Here is a 26142-nt window from a genome sequence, read left to right on the forward strand (position 1 = left end):
TAAGGCATATTGCTTATTTATATTTAACTTAATTTTTCTACTAACATACTAAGCTTTTCACCATTGATATTAGCTTCTACATAGTTTTTATCTTCGTTATAGAAAATATTATCAGTCAAAGTATCTGTCTTAATATTTGCTTGGAATTTATTAACTACTTTTTCTAATAACTCATTTCCAGAAACATATAAGTTTATTCTATCTGCAACCTCAAAACCACTTTCTTTTCTCATGTTTTGGATCTTAGATATTATTTCTCTTAAATGTCCTTCTTCTTTTAGTTCTTCAGTTATTGTAGTATCTAAAACTACTCCTATAGAACCTTCTCCAGAGAAAGCATAACCTTCTAATCCTTGCATAGTTACTAATAGGCTTTCCTTATTTAATTCTATCTCAGTTCCATTTACATTAATAACTTCTACTTCTCCGTTTTGTATCTTTTGAGCTAAATCCATTTGATTTCTAGCAGCGATTTCTTTCCTTATGCCAGGAATCATCTTTCCATAAGCCTTACCTAAAACAGGAAGGTTAGGTTTTATTTCAAAATTAACATACTTTGAAAGGTCAGCTCCAAATTCAACAACTTTAATATTAAGCTCATCTTTTATGATGTCTCCATAATAATCTGGAAGAGAATCTGTTGATACTAACATTTCTGAAAGCGGCTGTCTGTTCTTGATGTTAGCTGTATTTCTAGCACTTCTTCCCATTTTAACTATAGAATAAGCTAAATCCATTTCTTTTTCTAAATCTTCATTAACAGCTGAAGCATCATATTCTGGCCACATAGTTAAATGTACACTTTCAGGTGCATTTTTATCTAAAGAAACAACTAAACTTTGGTATATAGCTTCTGTCATAAATGGTACAAATGGTGCACCTATCTTTGATAAAGTAACTAAAACTTTATATAAAGTTGTATATGCTCCTATCTTATCTTCACTCAATTCTGTAGTCCAGTATCTAGCTCTATTTCTTCTTACATACCAGTTAGATAATTCATCTACAAATTCTTCAATAGATAATGCAGCTTGAGTTATCTTGTAACCTTCTAAATTGTCTTCAACCACTTTTATAAGTGTGTTTAACTTAGATAATATCCATTTATCCATTACATTAGATGATTTAAAATCTGAGTATTTAGTTGCATCAAATTTATCTAAATCAGCATATAGAACGTAGAATGAGTATACATTCCATAAAGTGCTTAGGAACTTTCTTTGAGTGTCTGCAACATCATCTTTTGAGAATCTTGTAGGTAACCATGGTGCACTTGCAGTATAGAAATGCCATCTAGTAGCATCTGCTCCTACTGTGTCTAAAACATCATTAGGTGCAACAACGTTACCCTTAGATTTAGACATCTTTAAACCCTTTTTATCTAATACGTGACCTAAAACTATACAATTTTCAAAAGAATTTGTATCAAATATAGCTGTAGATATCGCTAGTAGAGTATAGAACCATCCTCTAGTTTGGTCTACTGCTTCTGATATAAATTGTGCTGGGAAGTTAGCTTCAAAAGCTTCCTTATTTTCAAATGGATAATGTAATTGTGCAAATGGCATAGATCCTGAATCAAACCAGCAGTCTATAACTTCTGAATATCTCTTCATTTTCTTTCCACACTTTTCACAATTTAAGTGAACATTATCTATATAAGGTTTGTGTAATTCTATATCTTCTGGAACGTTAATTCCTTTTTGTTTTAATTCTTCAATACTTCCTATACATTCTTGGTGTCCACATTCACATTCCCAAACAGGAAGTGGAGTACCCCAGTATCTATTTCTTGATATTCCCCAGTCTATAACATTTTCTAAGAACTTACCAAATCTTCCTGTTCTAATGTTATCTGGATACCAATTTATTTTATTGTTATTTTCAAGAAGTTTATCTCTTAAAGATGTAGTCTTTACAAACCAGCTATCTGTTGGATAATATAATAATGGAGTATCACATCTCCAGCAGTGAGGATATGAATGAAGATGCTTTTCTGCCCTTAGAAGCTTGTTATGCTCATCTAAATACTTAACTATATCATCATCACATTTCTTAACAAACTTTCCAGCCCAAGGAGTAACTTCTGGCTCAAATTCTCCTTTTCCATTAACTAAATTAACAAAAGGAAGGTTATACTTTCTTCCTATTAAACTATCATCTTCACCATAAGCAGGTGCTATATGAACTATACCAGTACCATCTGATAAAGTAACATAGTCTCCATGAACTATATAGAAACCTTTACCTTCAACTTTAGCGAAAGGTAATAATTGTTCATATTCTAAGCCTAATAACTCTTCACCTTTAAACTCTTTTATGATTTCAACTTCTTCTCCTAATACTTTGCCAACTAAATCTTTAGCAAGTATATATACTTCTTCCTCTTTTTTAACCTCAACATAGGTATAAGCTTTATTTATACATAAAGCAACATTTGAAGGTAATGTCCAAGGAGTTGTTGTCCATGCTAATATATATTTATTTTCTTCTCCTCTAACCTTAAACTTAGCTATAGCAGTTAAGTCTTTAACATCTTTATATCCTTGAGAAACTTCATGAGAAGATAAGGCAGTTCCGCATCTTGGGCAATATGGCATTATTTTATGACCTTTATATAAAAGATCCTTATTCCACATTTGTTTTAAAGCCCACCATACTGACTCTATATAAGTGTTGTGATAAGTTACATATGGGTTCTCCATATCTACCCAGTAACCTATTTTATTAGTCATTTCTTCCCACATACTAACGTAAGTAAATACGCTTTCTTTACAATCTTGAACAAATTTTTCAACGCCGTACTCTTCTATTTGTTCTTTTCCTGATATACCTAGCTTCTTTTCTATTTCAAGCTCTACTGGAAGTCCGTGAGTATCCCACCCAGCTTTTCTAACTACCTTAAAACCTTTCATTACCTTGAATCTAGGGATTATATCTTTCATAACCCTTGTTAAAACGTGACCTACGTGAGGTTTTCCATTTGCAGTTGGAGGACCATCATAGAAGGTAAAAAACTCTCCATCTTCGTTCATATTGAAATTTTTCTTAATTACATCTTTATCTTTCCAAAAACTTGCTATTTGTTTCTCCATATCCAAAAAGCCATTAGATGTGTCTATCTTTTTATACATTTGTATTCTCCTTTCTTTAATAAAAAGCAATAAAAAAAACCTCATCCTAACGGACGAAGTTATATTCGCAATCCCACCTTTAGGTTCGAACTACTTCTAAATTTCAACGACTTTATGCGAAGTAGTATTAAATCAAGTACTAACATACTTTATCCTTTAACGCAAGAACACGGGAAAAGCTTACTATATTATTAATTTCAGCCTCCAACTCCCAGGTGATTTTCCTTAATTCTTGTTGTAACTTTCCACCAACCAGTTACTCTCTAAAAACAAAGAAAACTAAGTACTTGCCCTGTTCATAGTCTTTAAATGAATTATATAATAGTGATTTTAAAAAGTCAATGTGATACTTTATCATAAAGTAAAACTTTTCATGTGAAGGTTTAAACTTAACTTTAATTTATTTAACGAATAATTTCTATTAATTAGTATTGACTTTTATATAGCAATATGTTTTAATATAGGTACAAGGAAATAACCACTTTCCAAATACCTATTTATCCCCTTAACCAATAATGATTGGAGGTTATAGTCTTATGGACAACAACTTAAATCAGGAGATACTTGATAAACTGACTAAGGTTTGTTTATGTAAGGCTATTCCTAGATCAAAAATTAAATATGCTATAAAAAACGGTGCACACACCGTTCAGGAAGTACAAAAAGCAACAGGCGCTGGTTCCGGTGGTTGTTGTGGAAGAAGATGTACTCCTAAGATTCAAGAGTTAATTAATAGCCAGTTATCTCTTGAATAGTATTCCCCTTATTCGTATTAGTAAACATTTTATATCTCCCTATTATGATACCCCTGTGAAATCACAGGGGTATCTGTTTTATCTTATGTTTTAGTATACTTTAACAGCATCTCTAAAACTCCAAGCTAAAGGATGTTTAGGATATCCTTTTACACTAAGATCTCCTATTGTATATATATTTTTTTCTTCATTAGACTCTATTAAACAGTCTCTTAATATCTTCAATACCTTTTCTATTCTTTCATTATAAAGACTTTCTATTCCCTTTATAGGTTCACCCCATGCTAATATAATTTCGCTTGATTCTTCTATTGCCTGTTTTATTACTTCATCATTTTTTATACGCTTCCCATCTATTTCAAAGTTGTCTTCATTTCCACATATAAAATTTCTATAGCCTTTATTGTATTGAACTTCTTCGAAATCATAAACCACAAAAAGGTTAACCATCTCTACAGTACTTATATAATTACCATACTCTTCTTTGGCTCTCAAAAATTTTACTATTCTTTTAGTTACATTATTACAACTATCATCCTCTAGCCTTTTGGGATTTCTCCCTATAATTAGAACCTTATTTTTTTTAACTCTTGATAAGCTAATACTTAATTTAAAACATCTATCGCCTTTAATATCAAATAAACTTCTAGATAAGTCTCTTTGAGTATATTTAGGGTATCTTATAACTCCCATTATTAGTCTCCCTTTTCACTATATTCAGTGTTCATATAAAATTAATATTGAGAAGAACTTTTTTATATTCCAATTTTTTATTTTACAAACAAGTTCTTCTGCTAATATTTTATTTAATATTACTTTTTTTGTGCTTTTAAAAACAAAAAAAGATGTTGCTAATTAAATTTATAGCAACATCTTTTTTATTATAATTTTCCTAAAAGTTCCTTTATTATCTCAACTTGATTAGTAGTTAGACCCATTTCTTCTCCTAACGATCTAGAATCATATCCTTGATGAATATAATCTTTAAAAGTTTGCAATTTTTCTGGGTCGGTTATATACTCTTCAATTTTGCTTGAGTCCACACTAGGAATATTTTTCACCTCATCCTTTAGTTTATCAAACAAGTTCATTTCTCTTATTTTATCCCAAGACATAAAAACACTCCTCCTTTCTTACTATAATAGTATTAGAAATGAAGAGCATTTTTATTATGCAAACTATTGGGTTTTTATTTTATCTAATAGGCTTTTTGCAATAGCCACTACTATAATCATTTTAACTATGTACGATACAATTATGGATGCACTAGGTTGAAACATTATTCCTGTAATTGAAGATATGGCATTAATTACAACATACAAATAAATAGAACCACTATACCACCTAAATACTCCAACAATAGCTATTAAAGTTATTAATGAAACTATCGTATTTATTACAACTTCCGTACTTGACAATACCTGATATGTATCTGCAAGCAGCGAATTAGACTTTGCCATATTATAAGCCCATTTATTAGTATAATAAACAAACATTCCATAAAAGGCACCAATTCCTTGAAGCACTAAAAATATAGTTATAAGTATACCTCTTTTTCTTTCTTTCATATAATTACCCTCCAGTTTATCTGAATCAAGATTTACTTCACATTATAATAGTAATAACTTATCAGATATTTTTCAATAGAAATAATGCCCTCTAGTAAATCAAATCTTTTATGCTATAATTTATATTAGTTTAAGGCATCTGAAAATAAATACCAAGTCAAAGATGCGAAGTATATTTTGAGTTATACAAGGAAACAGATTCCGAAGATAGTAGTGCTATCTAAGGATTCTGTTGACGCAGTAGAACACAAAATAGGCGAGCATACTGACTTATTTATTTTTTGAAGATGCCTAATTTAAGGAGTGAAATTATGGATTGTAAATTCTATTTACATAAAGGTTTAACCAAAAAGTTTCTACACGGACGTCCTTGGATATATATCAATGAAATAAATGAATACGATGGAGACTATGTTAATGGTGACATAGTTGAAGTTTATGACTTTAAGGGTATATTTTTAGGCAAGGGTTATGTTAATGATAAATCAAAGATTACTATAAGAATAATGACTAAAAACATTGAGGAAGAAATAGACGAAGATTTCTTTAAAGAAAGATTTTCTATGGCTTGGCAGTATAGAGAAAAAATAATAGATACTTCTTCTTGTAGATTTATTTTTGGAGAAGCGGATTTTCTTCCTGGTCTTACTGTAGATAAGTTTGAAGATTATTATGTAATTCAAATATCTACTTTAGGTATGGATAAATACAGAGATACTGTTGTTAAAATTTTAAAAGAAGATTTTAATGCAAAAGGAATCTACGAAAGAAGTGATATTTCAACTAGAGAAATTGAAGGACTAGAACAAAAGAAAGGATTCTTAACAGAACCTTTTGATACCATGGTTCAAATAGTTGAAAATGGAGTTAAGTATTATGTAGATATTGAAAATGGTCAAAAGACAGGCTTCTTTTTAGATCAAAAAGAAAATAGAAAAGCTATCCACAGAATATGTAAGGATGCAGATGTATTAGACTGCTTTACTCACACTGGATCTTTTGCTTTAAACGCTGGAATAGCTGGTGCTAAATCTGTATTAGGAATAGATATATCTCAACATGCTGTTGATTTTGCAACTAGAAATGCAACGCTTAATAATTTATCTGATACAGTTAAGTTTGAATGTCATAATGCTTTTGATGTTTTAGCTGACTGGTCTAAAGAAGGTAAACAATATGATGTTGTTATTTTAGATCCTCCAGCCTTTACAAAAAGCAGAGATACTATAAAAGGTGCTAAAAGAGGTTACAAGGAAATAAACCTTAGAGGCCTTAAGATGGTTAAAAAAGGCGGTTATTTAATTACTTGTTCTTGTTCTCATTATATGAGTGAGGAGCTGCTTTCTGAGACAATTATGGATGCTGCAAAAGATGCTAAAAGACAACTTCGTCAAGTGGAATTTAGAACTCAATCTTCAGACCATCCTATACTTTGGGGATCAGATGAATCATATTATTTAAAATTCTACATATTCCAAGTTATTTAATTCTAAAAAGAGAGCTCCTTACCCACAGGAACTCTCTTTTCTACATATACCAATTCTCTTTTATATCATAAATTATATTATTAAGGGTTATCCCTTTCATAATACCTTTCATTGCTATATCTTTGCTTTTATCATAATGATTAAATATCCTAGTAGCTTTTTCTTTATCACCATACACCTTCCAATATCCACACATTAAGCAATTTTCTCTAGTACACTCCATAAATGCTTTTACATCTTCAAGTGGAATACCTAAAAATATACCTAATTCGTGAGGACAATGAACCTCTTTATATCTAGATATCAAGCCACTTAATAAATTATCTATATCATCCTCTCTACAATACCCTATGTCTTCAAGAAAAGTTAAATTACATTCTTGAGACAATGTATCTTCTAGAGCATTTTCATTATAAACAAGAGCAACTAATGACTTGTCATCCTCTCTTAAATTTATAGACTTTAATCCTATTTCATCTAAAAAATTTTTACCCATGGACTGCCATAGATTGTATAAACCTTTTGCTCCTCTTGTTAACGTAATAGTAGAAGATGGTTTAATACCAGCTATGACTGGAGATAACAGATAAGTAAAAAAGTTTTTTAGATACTCTTCTTCACCCATTTTACTAAGTATTTCAAAAAAAAGTTTATTCTCTTTTTCCATTCTTCTACCTCTCTCTAAAAAATACTTTATGATTATTATTTCACTATTTTCTTTCCATATTCAACGCATTTATCAGCTTCTTCCCCTTGTGGGAATTCATTTACTATTAATCCTTCTTCTATAACATTTGCACCATAATCATTCATTCTAGCAACCCAGCTAACCATCCAATCTCCTGAACCCCAGCCGTATGATCCAAATAAACCTACAGGTTTTCCTGTTATAACACCACTTATAGATTCAACAAATGGTTCCATTTCGCCTTCTTCAATTACTTCATCCCCCATAGCTGGTGAACCTAAAGCAACTACATCAGCATCTTTAACATCTTCAAGTGTTGCATCTGAAACTAAAAGAACTTTAACTTCTGCACCTTCTTCTGTAGCTCCTTTTGCTATTAAATTAGCCATTTCTTCAGTATTACCTGAACCACTCCAATAAATTACTGCTACCTTTTTCATAATTCCCTCCTGATGATAATGATTTTCATTAATATTTATGTTTTTATTTTAACAACTTTTTCTTGGTTAATCAATAGCAATATTGTTTTATTTTTCCTCATTAACCATTAAGAATATATGAAATATATCATTAATCTTGCAAATACTAATAAAGCTAATATATTTCAAGAAAGGATTGTGATTATATGACTAAGAAAAATATTAATGAAAAAGAAAAGGATATGTCTTTACCTATAGAAAAGCATGAAACTGCCGCTTGGGCAAACATAGAAGATTTAAAACCTGTATCAAAGGTATCTATACCTAATGTGTCTGAAGTACGTAATGCAAAGGATTGGGTAGATGCTAACGAGAAGTAAAAAAAGAGGCGTCTCAAAAAGTGAGATGCCTCTTTTTATGCTACTAATAATCTATTGGTGTATAAATAATTAGATAATTAGGTAATTAAGTAATCAGGTAATTAGATAATCAGATACTTAAATAATTAGATACTTAGATAATTAAGTATGCAATTACGTATCTAATTATTTACTTAGATACATATCTACTTAGCTAAAACTATTCACTAAAATTCATTTCTGATAATCTCTTGTAGTTTCCATATCTCTCTTTTGCATCTTTTTCAGCTGCGTCAAACATCTTATCTGCAATTTCTGGGAATACAGTCATTAGTGATGAGAAACGAATTTCTCCATTTAAGAAGTCCTTATAACTTTCCTTAGGCTCTTTTGAGTCAAGCATAAATGGATTCTTTCCTTCATCCTTAAGTTGTGGATTGTATCTATATAGATGCCAGTATCCTGAGTCTACTGCTTTCTTTTCTTCTTTTATGCTACTTCCCATACCGATCTTGATACCATGACTTATACAAGGAGCATAAGCTATAATTATTGATGGTCCTTTATAGCTTTCAGCTTCTTTTATAGCTTTTATTGTTTGATTCATGTTAGCACCCATAGCAATCTGTGCAACATACACATAGCCATAACTCATAGCCATCATTCCAAGGTCTTTCTTTCTTACTTTTTTACCACTCGCTGCAAATTTAGCTATAGCAGCTATTTGAGTTGATTTAGAAGATTGACCACCAGTGTTGGAATATATTTCTGTATCCATTACGAATATATTTACATCTTCCCCTGAAGCTAATACATGGTCTAAGCCCCCAAATCCAATATCGTAAGCCCAACCATCTCCTCCAATTATCCATTGAGATTGTTTTACTAAATAGTCTTTTCTCTTTAAGATTTCTTGAAGCTTTTCATCACTAGAATATTTTCCATCTTTTAATAAGCTAAGAATCTTTTTGCTTGCAAGCTTTGATTCTTCTCCACTATCCATTCCTGTTAACCATGAGTTAAAGGCTTCTTTTAATTCTTCATCAATATCAGAGTTAGCAGCTTCTTCTATAAGACTTGCTAATTTAGCTCTTATTTGCTTTGTTCCTAAATACATACCATATCCAAACTCTGCATTATCCTCAAATAGAGAATTTGCCCAAGCTGGACCTTTTCCTTCTGCATTAGTTGTATAAGCAATTGATGGAGCACTAGCTCCCCAAATAGAAGAACATCCAGTTGCATTTGCAATCATCATTCTTTCACCAAATAATTGAGTTAATAGTCTTATGTATGGAGTTTCTCCACATCCAGGACATGCTCCATTAAATTCTAATAACGGTCTTATTAATTGACTTCCTTTTAATGTATTTCTATCCATTAAATCTTCTTTAGGTTTAAGGGTCATAACAAATTCCCAGTGATCTTTGTGAAGTTCTATTTGTTCTTCTGCTGATTTCATAATTAAGGCTTTTCCTGGAGCTGGACATACATCTGCACAGTTACCACAACCAGTACAGTCTAATGGACTTATTGCAATACGATATTGATACTTCTCTAACCCTTTTCCTGTTGCTTGTTTTGTTACTAGAGTTTCAGGTTTATTATTAGCCTCTTCTTCATCTAATAAAAATTGCCTAATAGTTGCATGAGGACACACATACGCACATTGACCACATTGAATACACTTTTCCATCTGCCACTCTGGAACCATTACAGCTATTCCTCTCTTCTCATATGCAGTGGTTCCAAGTGGATATGTTCCATCCTCAAATCCCACAAATGCGCTAACAGGTAGATCATCGCCTTCATTTTTAGCCATTACTCTTTGAATTTTCTTTACAAATTCAGGTTCATCTTTTTCTTTTACAGCTTCATCTTTTGCATTTTTCCAAGTTTCAGGTATATTAACTTTTATTAAGGCTTCTGTTCCTTGGTCTATAGCTGCTTTGTTCATATCAACTATTTTTTGACCCTTTTTGCCATAAGTTTTTTCTACTGAGGTTTTAAGATAATTAACGGCATCTTCTACTGGGATAACTTTTGCAAGCTTAAAGAAGGCACTTTGCATTATCATATTGATTCTACCGCCAAGTCCTATATTTCTAGCTATTCCTACTGCATCTATTGTATAAAAATTAATATTATTTTCTGCTATGTATCTACGAAGTGATGCTGGCAGTTTTTCATCTAATTCAGCTTCACTCCAAGGACAATTAAGTACAAATGTACCGTTTTTCTTTAATCCCTTTATTACATCAAAGTTATACACATAAGACCTATTATGACAAGCTATATAATCTGCTTCATAAACTAGATAAGGGGATCTTATTCTTTCCTTTCCAAATCTTAAATGAGATATGGTACTTCCTCCAGATTTTTTACTGTCATAAGCAAAATAAGCTTGTGCATATAGTTCTGTATTATCTCCAATTATTTTAACTGCTGATTTGTTTGCTCCAACAGTTCCATCTGAACCTAAGCCCCAGAACTTGCAACTTATAGTTCCTTCTGCTGTGGTTTCTACACTTGGTCCTTCTTTTAACGAAGTATTAGTAACATCATCTATTATACCTATAGTAAAGTTATCTTTAGGATTTTGTTGTTTTAAATTATCAAACACAGCTAAAATCTGTGATGGCCTTGTGTCTTTAGACGCTAAACCATATCTTCCTCCAATAATTACTGGTTTTTCACTTTCATTATAAAAAAGTTTAGTTACGTCTAGATAAAGTGGTTCTCCTATTGACCCTGGTTCTTTAGTTCTATCTAAAACGGCTATTTTCTTAACTGTTTTAGGTAACACATCAAAGAAGTATTTAGTTGAAAATGGTCTATATAAATGAACTTTAATTACTCCGACTTTTTCTCCTTTTCCTCTTAAATAATCTATAGATTCCTCTATGGTATCACATACAGAACCCATAGCTACTATTATGTTCTCAGCATTTGGATCTCCATAATAATCAAAAGGATGATATCTTCTTCCTGTTATATTTTCTATCTTTACCATGTATTCTTCTACGATATCAGGTATTGCATTATAGAATGGATTTGAAACTTCTCTACCTTGAAAATATACATCTGGATTTTGAGCTGTACCTCTAGCTACTGGATGTTCTGGACTTAACGCTCTATCTCTAAATGCTTGAATGGCATCATGATCCACTATTTTATATAAATCTTCATAGTCAATAACCTCAATCTTTTGGTATTCATGAGAGGTTCTAAATCCATCAAAGAAATGTGCAAAAGGAACTCTTCCTTTTATTGCTGAAAGATGTGCTACACATCCAAGATCCATTGCTTCTTGAACATTTGAGGACGCTAATAAAGCAAAACCTGTTTGTCTGCATGCCATAACATCTTGATGGTCTCCAAATATAGAGAGAGCATGAGTTGCAATAGCACGAGCACTTACATGAAACACTGCTGGCAATAACTCTCCAGCCATTTTATACATATTAGGAATCATTAATAATAATCCTTGAGATGCTGTGTAAGTAGTTGTTAATGCTCCTGCTTGAAGTGATCCATGTACTGAACCTGCTGCACCTGCTTCTGACTGCATCTCAGCAACCTTTACGGTTTGACCAAACATATTCTTTTTACCATGAGCCGCCCATTCATCTACCCCCTCAGCCATAGGTGTTGATGGAGTTATAGGATATATTGCTGCTACATCTGTAAATGCATAGGATGCATAAGCTGCTGCTTCATTCCCATCCATAGTTTTCATTATTTTTTTCATTAGGTTTAACCCTCCTCTAAAAAACTTTTGCTAAACTATTTTTTTACTAATCTTAAAATATTATTCCAATTGCCTACTGTTCCCATACACAAAACTTTAGTAAATAAAAAAAACAGGGTTGATAAAAATATCTACTCTGTTTTTCCTTCTAACTATTTTTTAAATTTCCCTTGATAATAATCATTATCTTCCATTGTTTTATCTATTTCATTTAATATTTCCCACTTTTTTAAGCTCCACATTGGTCCTATTAATAGCTCTCTTGGAGAATCTCCTGTTAGCCTATGTACAACTACATTTTGTGGTAACATGCAAATTGATTGACATATTAAATCTATATAATCTTCCTTAGATAGAAACTCTATCATTCCTTTTTCATATAGTTTTACCATTGGTGTATCTTTCATCAAATGAAGAAGATGAAATTTTATTCCCTGAATATCTTTATCAGCTAAATATCTTATGGTATTAAGCATATCTTCTTTATTTTCCTTAGGCAATCCAAATATAGTATGTACAACAACATCTATATTTCTTTTTCTTAAATCCTCTAAAGCTTTTTCAAAAACATCTAATGTGTAACCTCTATTGATAAGTCTCGCTGTTTCATCACTTACCGTTTGAAAACCTAGCTCTATCCAAACATATACCTTTTTATTTATCTCTTCTAATAAGTCTAAAACCTCTTCTGATAAACAATCTGGTCTTGTTGCTATAGCTAAGCCTACAACATCCTTTTGTTTAAGAGCCTCATCATATTTTTCCTTTAAGATATCTATTGGTGCATATGTATTAGTATACGCTTGAAAATAAGCTATATATTTTCCATTTTTCCATTTGTTAGCCATCATATTTTTTATATCAACAAACTGATTTTCTATTGAAAAATTCCTATCTCCAGCAAAATCACCTGAACCTCTTTCACTGCAAAATAAACATCCGCCTTTACTTATCTTTCCGTCTCTATTGGGGCAAGAAAATCCAGCATCTAAGGATATCTTAAATATCTTTTCTCCAAACTTCTCTCTTAAAAAATAATTTAAGCTTAGATATCTTTTATTCCCCCAAAGTTTATTATCCATGTTCTCACCTTTTTCTATAATATTATCTTATATAAGTATTATATTATAGTTTGGTTATATTTAAATCCCTTAAATTTATGGAATATTCCCCTATGACATCTTCTCTTATTCCTTTTACTCCTTCTAATGGAGTTATTTTTACGTATAAATCTTTTTCATTTAATTTATTTATCAAAACATTATATTTTTCTCTAGGGAACATGTCATCAAGCCTTACATCTTGAAGCTCACCACTATTTGATTTATATATATTTATACCCTTTCCCTTATTAGCCTCAGAATACTGAACTACTAGTGAATCTTCATCTTTAGAAAAGATAAGCTGTTCTACATTTTTATCATATATTAAATCCAAAGGTATTATCTTTTTACCTATAGGTCTTTCCAAAAGTTCTAATTGCTCTGTCATCTCTGAATTTCCTGTATCAGCTGTTGATTTCTTTTTTTCTTCTGAATCTATTTCAACTATCCCTATAAAGGTCTTAGTTTTATCTTTTGATGTTATAGCTATCTTTTTGCCTTCATAAGCAAGATTTATACTCCCAAATTCTTCTGTTGGTATTGTTTCTTTATATATAGGAGCTTTATTTATCTTAGGGTAAGTTTCTTTTGGTAAATTATTTATTCTTAAGAGCAAGTAATTTCTAACCTCATCTTTATATTTTACACGTAGAGATGAAGCTGTTGAAAATACTTCTATTTCTGTTGAAGCTGTTACATCTGATACTAGATAGCCATTTTCACTTCTCTCAACTTGGATGATTATATCATCTAAATCAGTTCTTGGAGATCCTTCTTTGCATCTATTAACTCTATATCTGTAGTACATACTCTTTCCTGTTTCTTTAGTATCCATCTTTTTATAAGATATAATTTTTTCGCCTTTTTCTGTTATTAACTTATTACTATTGCTTAGGTCTGGCGTACTTAAATCTTCTAACAATTGAAACTGTCCTTTAGCTAGATTTTCTATGTATTGATCAGCTATCTTTTGTCCCTTTTCGTAATCAAAAGCATCTTGTATAGTTTCTTCAGTATCTTTCTCCTTTTGTGAGCATCCCCCAAAAAATGTACTCATTATAACTATTATAAAAAAAGCCAGAAATCTCTTCACCTTTATCCCTCCAAATTTTAATTTATATTATTAGCTTTTCCAAAATAATTTAAAGTATTTATTCTGCTAATACTGGAATAAACGGTTAAGTAAATATATATATTTATCATAGGTGAGTTAACATATTTAGACCAAGGAGGGATATATTTGAGTAAAGAAATCCAAAAAATCTTTCAAGTCGCTGCCGTATTTATAGGAACCATAGTAGGTGCTGGCTTAGCTTCTGGTAAAGAGATAACACAATTTTTTACTTCTTACGGTATTAAAAGTTTTATTGGAATAATTATATGTGGAATATTTTATATAATTATGGGCTCTATAATATCTAAAATTAGTGTAGATTATAATTTAAATTCTTATTCTCATGTTATAAATAAAGTAAGTCCTAATATTTTAGGCAAAATATTAGGTTCAATTACAACTTTATATATAATATCAAGTGCCTCAATAATCTTAGCTGGTTCTGGTGCTTTACTTAATCAATTTTTTGGAATTCCAAAATTAGTAGGAACCTTAATTATGGCAGTATTCGCAATATTAACATTACTCAGAGGAACTAAAGGACTTATTGAAATAAATTCTTTTATAGTCCCATCATTAATAACGGTCATAGTTACTATTATGCTTCTTTACGTATTTTTTTATAGAGATGCAATAAATATAAAGACATTAGTCTCATTCCCAGTTCAGAAAAGCAATTGGATTTTATCTACTATTTTATACTCAGGTTATAATATCCTTTGCTGTAGTGGTGTACTAGCTCCTCTTAGCAAAGAAATTAAAAAGAAAAGCACCTTAATCTGGGGAATTACATTAGGTGCTATAGGATTAACTGTTATATGTATATTAATTAATATTATGCTAATGCTTAATCAGCCTTATATATACAGATATGAGATTCCATTATTATATATAGCTAATCGTTTTGGTAAAGTTATTCAAGTTATGCTTCTTATAATAATATTATTAGAAATGTTCTCTACAGAGGTATCAGATGTATATTCGATAAGTAAGAGCTTAGAGGAGAGTTTTAATATTTCTTTTAAGAAAGGAATATTTATAGTTATTTTATTTGCTTTACCTATTTCTCAAATAGGTTTCACTAATTTAATTTCTGTATTGTATCCTGTATTTGGTGTACTTAGTCTACTATTTATTTTCCAATGTGTATTTTTCTACGTAAAGCAGTATTGGTTAAAATCCCATTAGGATGTATAATCTTTCTGAGGTGTTATTATGAACTATATGAATGAATTAGATAGTTGTATATTATGTTTCAGAAAGTGTAGAGTTAACAGAACAAAAGGAATGTTAGGATACTGTAAAGCAGGAGTAGATTTAAAGGTAGCAAGAGCTGAACTTCATTTCTGGGAAGAGCCTTGTATCTCTGGTGAAAATGGTTCTGGAACAGTATTCTTTTCTCACTGTAATCTTTCTTGTGTGTTTTGTCAAAATCATGAAATAAGTCAAGATTATAACGGTAAGATAGTTTCTATAGATAGACTTAGTAAAATATTTTTAGAACTTCAAGCAAAAAAAGCTAATAATATAAATCTAGTTACACCAACTCACTATGTTCCTCAAATAATTGAAGCTATAAAGATAGCTAAAAATAATGGTTTATCTATCCCTATAGTATATAATTCTAATGGGTATGATTCTATAGAAACCATTAAGCTTTTAGAAGGTTATATTGATGTTTATCTTCCTGATTTTAAATATTTTAATGATAAATATGCACTTAAATATTCCGACTCTAATAATTATCATGATAATGTTATTTCTATTTTGAAAGAAATGTTTAAACAGGTTGGAGCAGTTGAGTTTGATGGTAATGGAATTGTAAAAAAAGGGTTAATAATAAGGCATTTAATGCTTCCTGGTCTTTTATTTGATTCTAAGAAAGTATTAGATGAGATATATTCATTATTTAGTGATTCTGTTTATATAAGCTTAATGAATCAATATACTCCTCTTAACAAGGCCTTTAAGTTCCCTGAAATAAATAAATCACTAAACCCTAAACATTATGATTCTTTAATTGATTATGCAGTTTCTATAGGTATAACTAAAGGTTTTATCCAAGAGAGCGGCACAGATTCTAATACCTTTGTTCCTAAATTTAATAATGAAGGTGTTTAAAAGCAAAAGAACTAGGATACCCTAGCTCTTTTACTTTTACATATTTATAATAAATCATCTGAATATACAAATGAAGGTGTTACTGGATTATAAAAATCCGTAATTCCTTTAGGTGGTACAAATATTCTATTCCTATCATCATCAGTGCCTCTTAATTCTGCTATCTTAGTAACTCCTACGTAAATATTAGACAACTGATACCATGTAGCATAATCTACATTCCCTGTTTGTGGAAGAGAGAATATACTTTGAAATACTCTTACTGATTCAGCAGTTTTAGCTCCATACTGTCCGTCAACACTTACCTTAGGTATAAGTGGGTAATTCTGAGATATTCTATTTAAATATCCTTGAATTGTTCTTACAGGAGTACCAGATGAACCAATTGTCAAAGTATATCCTGGATATGATTTAGGAATTCCTTGTACTTGCTCAGCTGTAGTAAGCTCAACATCACTTCCATAAAAGTTAGTTATTATTTGATAAGGAGTTCTTCCTTGATCGCCTAAATATTTGCTTCCCCATTGAGTTAGCCATCCTGGACATTGAACCTTAACTCCGTCACAGTATTGAGCTAAAAGAGGTTGTCTAGCCCCTTGTCTCTTTATATAAGTTGAAAAAATTTCATCTACAATTACACTTATGTTCTCATATACATTTCTTCCATAATTAAATGCATGATCAAAAGCTGTTGAGTTTGTTATATCAAATGGCTTTCCTTTTCCTCTATACCATTCAGTATAGATTCTATTTAATGTAAAAGATATTATGCAAAATATATTCGCTCTTATAGTTGTTTCAGGCCATGTTGAATAAATCTCACATGATGCTACGTTTTTTATATAGTCGTTATACCTTACTGTATAGTCTGTACCTGCAGAATTTGGTCCTCCTTGATGAACTATTATAAATTCTGGTACTACTGGCTGAGATAATACTACTCCGCTAGATGGTGGTGGAAGTGGTTTAACTGGATCCTCAGGTATCTTAGGAGGAAAGTTTCCAAAAAGAGTATTAGCCTCTATATTTATTATCTCTGCCCTTTCAGCTCTTTGCATATTTTCATCTAGATTAACTTCCTGAATAGCTGTATTCTCAGGGAATATTTGACATCCCCTTATAAAAACAGGATTAAATCCAATTCTTTCTACTGCGATATCACATAAACTATATGGCATTAATTCCATAGGTTGTTGAGAATATTCTAAAGGAGGTGCTGTGATATCTATCTCTGGAGTCAATCCAGAGCTATCAGTTGAAAGTGTATAGGTTTGTGCCTCACCATTTTGAGGCGTAATTGTTATCTTACAATTATCAACAGGTATATATCTTCCTTTTAAAAGACATTGCATTTTTAATCTACCAATTGCCAAAACATAAAACTCCTTTATCATAATTACTATTATCCATTATATGGTTTTAAATTTCATATTGTGCTAAAAGATGTTCAATTATAACGATGACCACCCCTCAAACACTATATATAACATTTTATGTTTTTGGAAATAAATATATAATAAAAAAGATAAGAAGTCAGGAAATTTCTCCATAACTTCTTATCTTTTTATAACTTAATTTCTAATAAATCTAATTTAGCTAAAAGCTTAATTTCTTTACTATTAACTGTCTCAGTACTTATAGATCCCTTATTACTTATTAATAGAATTTTATTTCCATCTAATTTCTTTATTTGTCTTATCACTCTACTATTTTGGTGTTCAATTAAGTATATACCATTAGATTCAATTTCTTTTACAGAATGTACTAAGGCTATATCACCTTTTACTATTCTAAAGCCCATCATATCATTTTCTTCAATTGATATATAAAAAACTTTATCTACTGAATATCCATTTATTTTGTTTGAATGAATAGGCAGTTCCCTGTAACCATACTCTTTATCAAAATTATAGTTGTAAATAGGTACTTTTTTTAATACAGAACTAAATGCACTGCTCCAATCTTCATTTACTTCTGATAAATTCATCTTAGGCGTTGAAACAGAAGAATTTTTTTTCTTTGGAGCTTCAATATGTTGTTCCTTTTTCAGATCTTCATCTGTAACAACCATGCTGATATCATTTAAATCTGTGTTTAGAACTTTCCCTATTTTAGCTATTAAAGCTTCGCTTATAACTTTTCTACCTAGCTCAACTTCATTAACATACTTCTCTGCTAATCCAAGTTTTTTAGCTAATGCTTTTTGTGATAATCCACTACTTTCTCTAGCTATCTTTATCCTATCTCCGACTCTACTCAACTAAGCTCTTCCTTTCTGCTGACTTCTGTACCACTCTCTTTCTTCCATCAAATGCTCAACTAAATATGCAAATGTCCAATCTATTGATGTTGGCGTAACTACTGCAAGTATACAGCCTGGTGCTACAGCTCTAATTAGTTTTATCATTCCTTGAAGTTCTTCATCAGTGAAGTTGTTAAATATAACTACTTTTTCTTCTGGAAGTTCCTTATCATTGCTCTCAAACTTATAACCATCTATAATCTCTTTAAGTTTCATATTAGCCATTTCTTTTGAGATAACAATAGTACTATAATTAGGCGCTATCAATGCCTGCTGTCCCTCTTTATCAAGACCATAAATTAATATAGATTTATGATTGTTTAACATACTATTTTCTCCTTGATTTATAGAGTTTGTGGTTCGTCGTATTTTTCTTCAAAAATATCTACTTTAACTTCTTTCATAACTTGATCTTCATATGGTTTATCACTGAAATCAGTTTTTGCGCTTACTATTTCATCAACCACATCTAATCCTTCTATAACTTTTCCAAATCCAGCATATTGTCCATCTAAATGTGGAGAGTTTGCTACCATAATAAAAAATTGGCTTCCTGCTGAATCTGGGTGCATAGCTCTAGCCATTGAAAGAACTCCCTTAGTATGCTTTAAATCATTTTTAAAGCCATTAGCTGAAAACTCACCTTTAATTGAATATCCAGGTCCACCAGTTCCAACGCCTTCTGGGCATCCTCCTTGTATCATAAATCCTGGTATAACTCTGTGAAATACCAATCCATTGTAAAATCCTTTATTAATTAAGCTTATAAAATTCTTTACTGTATTTGGAGCTATCTCTGGATATAGCTCTGCTTTTATTTCTTTTCCATTTGCCATAGTTATTGTTACTAAAGGTTTAGTCATTTTTAATCTCCTTCCAAATATAAAAAATTAATAAATTACTTAGGTTTATTTAGTTTCATAATATATTATTATATTTTTCTCACCAAATAATTCCTGTCATTTATTAATGATTATATACTATTTTATAAAAATATAAAAGCTATCCAAATGGATAGCTTCATATGGGCAAATTCTATTAATTAAATGTTGTTCCTTTTACTACTCTTGAATAGTCAGCATAATTTGATAAGTTTTTCACATTAATGTGGTTAATAATGAAGTCTCTTCCTTGGGCATATATCAAGTCATTGAACAAGCAGCATAGGAATGTAGAAGGAATTCTATCAACTCCATCAAAGTCTAGAACTATATCACTTCCAATATTGTCTGATATAACGCTTCTTAGTAATATTGCGTCCTCTATTGCAAAGTTTTCTCCTAAATAATCCATTACTCTTATTTCCATAACAACGCACCCCTTAATATTTTTAATATATTTTAATCTTAATTCATTGCTTTTTTTAAATTTTCTGAATATTTACTTTATATTATTATAATATCAGCTTGCTAGTTTTTTGTCAATATTTTAACAAAGTTTTTTATAAAAAAATTTAAGGATTTTAGAATTCCTTAAATTTTTAAAACTTTATTTTACATTTATTAATGAAAACGATAAATCTATTTTGTCTTTTCCCAAAGTATTAAAAATTTCAATATTCCCTCTGCTTTTTCTATCACTTACTAATTTCATCTCCATTAATTGTCTTTTTAATTCTCTAGAAGTACCCTTACTACCATCAACAATAGCTACTTCATCTCCTACTATATTAGAGATTGCTTTTTTAATGAATGGATAATGGGTGCAGCCTAATACAATTGATCCTATTTTACTGCCAATATGTTCCTTTAATAAATTCCTTAAAAAATCATCAATTTCTGTACCTTCTAAAATGCCGTTTTCTATATATTCCACTAATCCAGGACATGGGAGAGGTACTATTACATTATCCTGTGCATATTTTCCCATTAATTTCTCAAATTTCTTTTCCTTTAATGTAGCATTGGTGGCCATTATAATTATTTTTCCATCTCTCTTTAATTCTACAGCTGGCTTTAAGGCAGGTTCTATTCCTATTACAGGAATGTCCTTGTACTTCATTCTTAAATCTTCTATAGCAACAGATGTAGCAGTATTGCAAGCTACTACTATCCCCTTTACTCCTTTATCTATAAGAAACTCTATACCATTTAGAGTTAACCTTTTTATCTCTATATTTTCTTTAATTCCATATGGAGCATTTATAGAATCTCCTAAATATATAAATTCTTCTTCTGGCATATCTTCTATTGCTTTCTTCATAACACTTAAGCCACCTAATCCAGAATCAAAAAAACCTATAGGCCTATCTTTCATATTTTCGCTCATATCATATCACTCCATCAACTTATGTTCTTCTACCAATTATTTTATACCTTTATATACTATAAATAAATACATTTTTCATTATGATTATTTTACATCATTATGTCTTAATTTTTTCATGTCTAATTATAACTAATTACCTTTCAAATTATGGCTTATTACGATAATTTATAGTATAATTATACATATTCTTAACTTATGAGGTGTTAAAATGAGGCTTATCCCTATTGAATGTGTAAAAGAAGGGTGTTATCTAGCTAAAACTATTTTTGATGAAAACGGTAGAATACTACTGAGAGAAGGGGTTAGATTAACTGATAACCTTGTAAAAAGAATAAGAAGCATAAATATATTTTCTTTATATATAACAGATGAATACAGTAATGGAGAAATTGAAGATATAATTCAGCCAGAACTAAGACAAAAATCTATTAGAGTTGTTCGTGAGACTTTTTCAAGTGTAGAAAGAATATTAACCTCGTTGGACACACAAAATTTATCTTCTAGAAATAAAAACCTTTTAATAAAACAGAGAGAAGAATATTTTGATGACATATTAAATGTTGCAACTGAGTTAATAGAAAATATTTTATCTAATAAACAAATGTTAGTAAATTTAGTAGATATAAAAAGTATGGATGCCTATACCTACCAACATTGTGTTAACGTAGCTGTACTTTCCTTAGTTATGGGAATGTCCTTAAATTTATCTAAAAATGATCTTAAAGATCTCTGTGTAGGTGCTCTTATTCATGATATCGGAAAAGTATTTGTTCCTAAAGAAATTATTATTAAAAACTCATCCTTAACTAACGAGGAGTTTGCTTTAATGAAAACCCATCCATCAAAAGGATATGAGTATCTATCAAATGCTATTAATCTTACTTCTAATTCAAAACTCGTTATACTTCAACATCATGAAAAAGAAGATGGCTCTGGTTACCCAATGTCTTTAAAAGGTGATCAGATAAGTTTACTTGCAAAAATAGTGGCCATTACAGATGTATACGATGCTTTGACTTCAGACAGACCATATCGTAAGGCACTTTCGCCATGTGAAGCTTTAGAATTCATAATGGCTGGCTCAGGGACTCACTTTGACCCAGATTTGGTTGAGGCCTTCACTAAAGTCATAGTTCCTTTTCCTACTGGAACTATTGTTAAACTTAGCAATGGTGAAATAGCTATGGTTGAAGAAACTCCACCTAACTATCCACTTAGGCCAACAATTAAAATACTTAAAAGTTCTATAGATAATGATAGAGTTGGTATTAACATAAATCTATTAACTGAGCTTTCTTTAGTAATTTCTTCAATACAATATGAAATATAATGAGTATCGCAAAACTACCTCGTACGTAGTTAGCGGTACTCTTTTGTGTTTAAATACTATTAATTTTAATTATATAAGTTTATATAATTTTTACTTAAAATCTCATAAGAATAAAAACTAGCAATTTTAAAAGGATTATTGTTTATTATCTCTTCAGCTTCTCTTAAATCCTCAACTTGGAATATCATAGTTCCTCCATCTTTATTATACTTTCCACCGCATAACAAATACTTACTGAAGGCATTAGATTTACTATTAGATCTGTTATCTTTTATATACCTCTTATTTTCCTTATCTAATTTGTAATTAATTTTAACAAATACCCCACTAGTTTTTTTCATTGTGATTTCCCCCTTATATAATCTCAATCTATTTACATAATAAATCATATGCTTAAACTTTATATATATTCCTAAAAATTTTCTCGAACGTATATTCGATATTTATATTTTAGCGAACACACGTTTTGTTGTCAACAAAAAAATCGAGAGTTCTGCATTTTTTTACAAAACTCTCGATGATAATTAATGTGCTATATCAAATACCTCTAAATCTCTATCACATACTTTTTTTCTTTTTATATCTACTAATGCGCTGAAAGTATCTAAAGCTGTTATTACGCCTATATTTCTTTCTACAGCTGCTCTTCTAAGGATAAATCCATCTCTCTTAGAATCATTTCCTTTAGTAGGAGTATTAATAACTAAATCCACTTCTTTATTCCTTATAACATCCATTATATTAGGTTCTTCTTCATTTAATTTTCTAACCACTTCTGCATCTATTCCAATAGTTCTTAAAATACTTGCAGTTCCTTTTGTAGCTATAAATTTATACCCTAATTTGTCTAGTTGTTTAGCAATTTCTAAGAACTCCTTTTTATCATGTTCTTTAATAGTTGCTAAAATCTTACCAGTATTCTTTTTAGCATACATTCCTGCAGCTACCATACCTTTATAAAGTGCCTCTTCTAAATTTCTACCTATACCTAATACTTCCCCTGTAGATTTCATTTCAGGTCCTAAAGATACTTCAACATTTGGTAACTTTTGAGTTGAGAATACAGGAACCTTAACTGAAACTAATTCTGGTTCTTTATATACATCTACTCCATAACCTAAATCTTTAAGCTTTTCTCCAAGCATTATTCTAGTTGCTATATCAACTATTGGAACTCCACTAACCTTTGATATATATGGAACCGTTCTTGAAGCTCTAGGGTTAACCTCAATTACATATAAAGCACCCTCAAACTCTATAAACTGTATATTTATCATTCCTTTTATACCAATTTCTTTAGCTATCTTTTTAGTATAGTTTAGAACCTCATCTTTTATATAGCTGCTTAGATTTTGACTTGGATACATTGTTATAGAATCTCCTGAATGCACTCCAGCTCTCTCTAAGTGTTCCATTATTCCTGGTATAAGTATGTCATCTCCATCTGAAATAGCGTCTACCTCTATCTCCCTTCCCATTAGATACTTATCTATAAGGATTGGATTTTTTTTATCTTTTTCAAAGGCATTTTTTAAATAGTATTTTAATTCCTCTTCATCATGAGTAATTTCCATACCCTGACCACCTAAAACATATGATGGTCTAACTAAAACTGGGTATCCAAGTTTCGAAGCTTCAGAAATACCTTCTTCAACACCCCAAACACCTTTTCCTTTAGGTCTTACTATTCCTAATTTCTCTAACATCTCATCAAACTTTTCTCTATCTTCTGCCATATCTATTTGATCTGCTGTAGTTCCTAATGTCTTTATATTTTTCTCTTTTAGAAAATTCGCTAGCTTTATAGCTGTTTGACCACCAAATTGAAGTATAACTCCATCTGGATTTTCTTTTTCTATTATATTTAATACATCTTCCTCAGTTAATGGTTCAAAATACAGCTTATCTGACATGTTGAAATCTGTACTTACTGTTTCTGGGTTATTATTTACTATTATAGTCTCTATGCCTAATTTTCTAAGAGCAATTACACAATGAACTGATGCATAATCAAATTCAATTCCTTGCCCAATTCTTATAGGTCCAGATCCAATAACCATCACTTTCTTCTTATCTGATACTTCAACTTCATCGTATTGTTCATAAGTTGAATAATAATATGGAGATAACGCTTCAAACTCTCCTCCACAAGTATCTACCATCTTGTAGCTCGGTTTTATATTCCAGATACTTCTTAATTTATTTATTTCTTCTGGAACTACAGATAACATATCAGCTATACCTTTATCTGAAAATCCCCTTTTCTTTAAATTATGAAGCCATTCTTTGTCTAAATCTTCTAGAGTGCTTGCTCTTAATTTCTCTTCTTCCTGTACAATCCACTTTAATTTATCAATGAAGAAAGGATCTATGCCTGTTATTCTAGCAACATGTTCCCCTCTGTAATCTCTTCTTAACATTTCTGCAAGTGCAAATATCCTCTCATCATCTGGAGCCATAACCCATGCTCTTAATTCTTCCATACTTGAATTCACAAATTTCTTATGAAACATAGAATATTTACCTATTTCTAAGCTCCTTATTCCTTTTAAAAATGCAGCCTCGAAATTAGCTCCTATTGCCATAATTTCACCTGTTGCCATCATCTTAGTTCCTAATGTTCTATTAGCTGCAAAGAACTTATCAAAAGGCCATTTAGGTATTTTTACAACCACATAATCTAATGTTGGTTCAAAACAAGCATAAGTTTTTTTAGTAACGGCATTTTCTATTTCATCTAGTCCATAACCTAAAGCTATTTTAGCTGCCATTTTTGCTATAGGATACCCGGTAGCTTTTGAAGCTAATGCAGATGAACGAGACACTCTAGGATTTATTTCTATTACTGCATATTCAAAAGAGTTAGGATTTAATGCAAACTGTACATTACATCCACCTTCTATTCCTACAGCATTTATTATATCTATAGATGCTGTTCTAAGCATTTGATATTCTTTATCTGATAAAGTTTGTGATGGTGCTACAACTATTGAATCTCCTGTGTGTATTCCAACTGGATCTATATTTTCCATGTTACACACTGTTATGCAGTTTCCATAAGAATCTCTCATAACTTCGTATTCAACCTCTTTCCATCCTTTTACACTTTTCTCTACTAAACATTGATGGATGGAACTTAATTGCAGTCCTGATTCTAGAGTTTCGTTAAGTTCTTCTTCATTATTTACTATTCCTCCACCAGTTCCACCAAGAGTATATGCTGGTCTTACAACAACAGGATAACCTATTTCTCTAGCAACTTTTCTTCCTTCTTCAAGAGTAGTTACTATTTCACTCTGAATTACAGGTTCATTTATTCTTTGCATCATAGATCTGAATAATTCCCTGTCTTCACCCTCTTTTATAGATTCTACTGATGTTCCTATAACCTTGACATTATACTTTTCTAATACTCCTTGATCATATAACTCAACAGCTAAGTTTAAACCTGTTTGTCCTCCCATTCCTGCTAAAAGGGAATCTGGTCTCTCTTTTGCTATTACTTTCTCTACAAATTTAACCGTTAATGGTTCAATATATACCTTATCCGCTATCTCTTTATCTGTCATAATAGTTGCTGGATTAGAGTTAACTAAAACAACTTCTATACCTTCTTCTTTTAAAGCCTGACAAGCTTGAGTTCCTGAATAGTCAAACTCTGCCGCTTGCCCTATTATAATAGGACCTGACCCTATAACTAGTACTTTTTTTATATCATTTTTTAATGGCATTTTGCTACCCCC

The 26142-nt window shown here is 30.7% G+C and carries 23 protein-coding genes and 1 other annotated feature; of the genes, 6 read left to right on the forward strand and 17 right to left on the reverse strand.

All coding sequences use genetic code 11. The features are described 5' to 3' along the window. Window positions 1-23: 23 nt before the first annotated feature. A complete protein-coding gene (gene ileS / locus P8F83_RS16810; RefSeq protein ID WP_326511955.1) occupies window positions 24-3134 on the reverse strand; it encodes an isoleucine--tRNA ligase in 3111 nt (1036 codons plus the stop codon). A 46-nt stretch (window positions 3135-3180) separates the two neighbouring features. Continuing rightward, window positions 3181-3443, reverse strand: a binding site (T-box leader). Between the two features lie 227 nt (window positions 3444-3670). On the opposite strand from ileS, the gene P8F83_RS16815 reads away from it, so the two are divergent. After that, window positions 3671-3889, forward strand: a complete 219-nt coding sequence (locus tag P8F83_RS16815) for a (2Fe-2S)-binding protein (RefSeq protein ID WP_021804327.1) — start codon at window positions 3671-3673, stop codon at window positions 3887-3889. Window positions 3890-3979: 90 nt separating this feature from the next. On the opposite strand, the gene P8F83_RS16820 is transcribed toward P8F83_RS16815, so the two are convergent. The 3 genes from P8F83_RS16820 to P8F83_RS16830 all read right to left on the reverse strand — a co-directional run bounded on the left by P8F83_RS16820 (window position 3980) and on the right by P8F83_RS16830 (window position 5457). Beyond that, entirely contained in the window at window positions 3980-4582 is a 603-nt protein-coding gene (locus P8F83_RS16820) for a DUF1643 domain-containing protein (protein WP_326511956.1), read from the reverse strand. Window positions 4583-4770: 188 nt separating this feature from the next. Further along, window positions 4771-5004: a hypothetical protein gene (locus tag P8F83_RS16825; RefSeq protein ID WP_286910378.1), complete on the reverse strand. Its 234-nt coding sequence runs from the start codon at window positions 5002-5004 to the stop codon at window positions 4771-4773. Between the two features lie 63 nt (window positions 5005-5067). Next, window positions 5068-5457 (reverse strand): hypothetical protein, encoded by a 390-nt coding sequence (locus tag P8F83_RS16830; RefSeq protein ID WP_326511957.1) that lies wholly within the window; start codon window positions 5455-5457, stop codon window positions 5068-5070. Between the two features lie 311 nt (window positions 5458-5768). Here P8F83_RS16830 and P8F83_RS16835 point away from each other — a divergent pair, with 311 nt between their 5' ends. Then, window positions 5769-6944 carry a class I SAM-dependent rRNA methyltransferase gene (locus P8F83_RS16835; RefSeq protein WP_326511958.1) on the forward strand — a complete coding sequence of 392 codons (1176 nt, stop codon included), beginning with the start codon at window positions 5769-5771 and terminating at the stop codon, window positions 6942-6944. A 40-nt stretch (window positions 6945-6984) separates the two neighbouring features. On the opposite strand, the gene P8F83_RS16840 is transcribed toward P8F83_RS16835, so the two are convergent. Both P8F83_RS16840 and P8F83_RS16845 read right to left on the reverse strand, forming a co-directional pair. Beyond that, complete coding sequence (locus P8F83_RS16840) at window positions 6985-7611, reverse strand: DUF3793 family protein (RefSeq protein ID WP_326511959.1); 627 nt, start codon at window positions 7609-7611, stop codon at window positions 6985-6987. Between the two features lie 35 nt (window positions 7612-7646). Further along, window positions 7647-8072 (reverse strand): flavodoxin, encoded by a 426-nt coding sequence (locus tag P8F83_RS16845; protein WP_073020331.1) that lies wholly within the window; start codon window positions 8070-8072, stop codon window positions 7647-7649. Window positions 8073-8257: 185 nt separating this feature from the next. On the opposite strand from P8F83_RS16845, the gene P8F83_RS16850 reads away from it, so the two are divergent. Further along, entirely contained in the window at window positions 8258-8431 is a 174-nt protein-coding gene (locus tag P8F83_RS16850) for a DUF3787 domain-containing protein (protein ID WP_326511960.1), read from the forward strand. 199 nt (window positions 8432-8630) lie between these two features. On the opposite strand, the gene nifJ is transcribed toward P8F83_RS16850, so the two are convergent. From nifJ to P8F83_RS16865, 3 genes are all read right to left on the reverse strand, one after another. Next, window positions 8631-12161, reverse strand: a complete 3531-nt coding sequence (gene nifJ, locus P8F83_RS16855) for a pyruvate:ferredoxin (flavodoxin) oxidoreductase (protein ID WP_326511961.1) — start codon at window positions 12159-12161, stop codon at window positions 8631-8633. Window positions 12162-12313: 152 nt separating this feature from the next. Then, window positions 12314-13243 carry a tRNA modification radical SAM protein MnmL/YtqA gene (gene mnmL, locus P8F83_RS16860; protein WP_326511962.1) on the reverse strand — a complete coding sequence of 310 codons (930 nt, stop codon included), beginning with the start codon at window positions 13241-13243 and terminating at the stop codon, window positions 12314-12316. A 43-nt stretch (window positions 13244-13286) separates the two neighbouring features. Next, complete coding sequence (locus P8F83_RS16865; RefSeq protein ID WP_326511963.1) at window positions 13287-14357, reverse strand: hypothetical protein; 1071 nt, start codon at window positions 14355-14357, stop codon at window positions 13287-13289. Between the two features lie 147 nt (window positions 14358-14504). Here P8F83_RS16865 and P8F83_RS16870 point away from each other — a divergent pair, with 147 nt between their 5' ends. Both P8F83_RS16870 and P8F83_RS16875 read left to right on the forward strand, forming a co-directional pair. Beyond that, window positions 14505-15566 (forward strand): YkvI family membrane protein, encoded by a 1062-nt coding sequence (locus P8F83_RS16870; RefSeq protein WP_326511964.1) that lies wholly within the window; start codon window positions 14505-14507, stop codon window positions 15564-15566. 27 nt (window positions 15567-15593) lie between these two features. Continuing rightward, window positions 15594-16499 carry a radical SAM protein gene (locus P8F83_RS16875; RefSeq protein WP_326511965.1) on the forward strand — a complete coding sequence of 302 codons (906 nt, stop codon included), beginning with the start codon at window positions 15594-15596 and terminating at the stop codon, window positions 16497-16499. A 44-nt stretch (window positions 16500-16543) separates the two neighbouring features. On the opposite strand, the gene P8F83_RS16880 is transcribed toward P8F83_RS16875, so the two are convergent. The 6 genes from P8F83_RS16880 to murI form a co-directional block, all read right to left on the reverse strand. Continuing rightward, on the reverse strand, window positions 16544-17893 hold the full coding sequence (locus tag P8F83_RS16880) for a peptidoglycan-binding domain-containing protein (protein WP_326511966.1): 1350 nt from the start codon (window positions 17891-17893) through the stop codon (window positions 16544-16546). A gap of 170 nt (window positions 17894-18063) precedes the next feature. Then, a complete protein-coding gene (locus P8F83_RS16885) occupies window positions 18064-18759 on the reverse strand; it encodes a helix-turn-helix domain-containing protein (RefSeq protein ID WP_326511967.1) in 696 nt (231 codons plus the stop codon). Beyond that, window positions 18760-19128 carry a DUF3783 domain-containing protein gene (locus P8F83_RS16890; RefSeq protein ID WP_315110132.1) on the reverse strand — a complete coding sequence of 123 codons (369 nt, stop codon included), beginning with the start codon at window positions 19126-19128 and terminating at the stop codon, window positions 18760-18762. A gap of 17 nt (window positions 19129-19145) precedes the next feature. Next, window positions 19146-19664, reverse strand: coding sequence for a peptidylprolyl isomerase (locus P8F83_RS16895; protein WP_326511968.1), 519 nt, complete (start codon window positions 19662-19664; stop codon window positions 19146-19148). A 175-nt stretch (window positions 19665-19839) separates the two neighbouring features. Next, window positions 19840-20109 (reverse strand): STAS-like domain-containing protein, encoded by a 270-nt coding sequence (locus P8F83_RS16900; protein ID WP_021804312.1) that lies wholly within the window; start codon window positions 20107-20109, stop codon window positions 19840-19842. A 180-nt stretch (window positions 20110-20289) separates the two neighbouring features. After that, complete coding sequence (gene murI, locus P8F83_RS16905; RefSeq protein ID WP_326511969.1) at window positions 20290-21069, reverse strand: glutamate racemase; 780 nt, start codon at window positions 21067-21069, stop codon at window positions 20290-20292. 208 nt (window positions 21070-21277) lie between these two features. Here murI and P8F83_RS16910 point away from each other — a divergent pair, with 208 nt between their 5' ends. After that, entirely contained in the window at window positions 21278-22399 is a 1122-nt protein-coding gene (locus P8F83_RS16910) for an HD-GYP domain-containing protein (RefSeq protein ID WP_073020307.1), read from the forward strand. 65 nt (window positions 22400-22464) lie between these two features. Here the strand turns inward: P8F83_RS16910 and P8F83_RS16915 are convergent, their stop codons facing one another. Together P8F83_RS16915 and carB are read right to left on the reverse strand one after the other, a co-directional pair. Further along, window positions 22465-22740, reverse strand: a complete 276-nt coding sequence (locus P8F83_RS16915; RefSeq protein ID WP_326511970.1) for a YciI family protein — start codon at window positions 22738-22740, stop codon at window positions 22465-22467. 183 nt (window positions 22741-22923) lie between these two features. Next, complete coding sequence (gene carB, locus P8F83_RS16920) at window positions 22924-26130, reverse strand: carbamoyl-phosphate synthase large subunit (protein WP_326511971.1); 3207 nt, start codon at window positions 26128-26130, stop codon at window positions 22924-22926. Window positions 26131-26142 lie beyond the last annotated feature (12 nt).

The organism is Clostridium intestinale (assembly GCF_035905475.1).
Classification (GTDB): domain Bacteria; phylum Bacillota; class Clostridia; order Clostridiales; family Clostridiaceae; genus Clostridium_T; species Clostridium_T intestinale.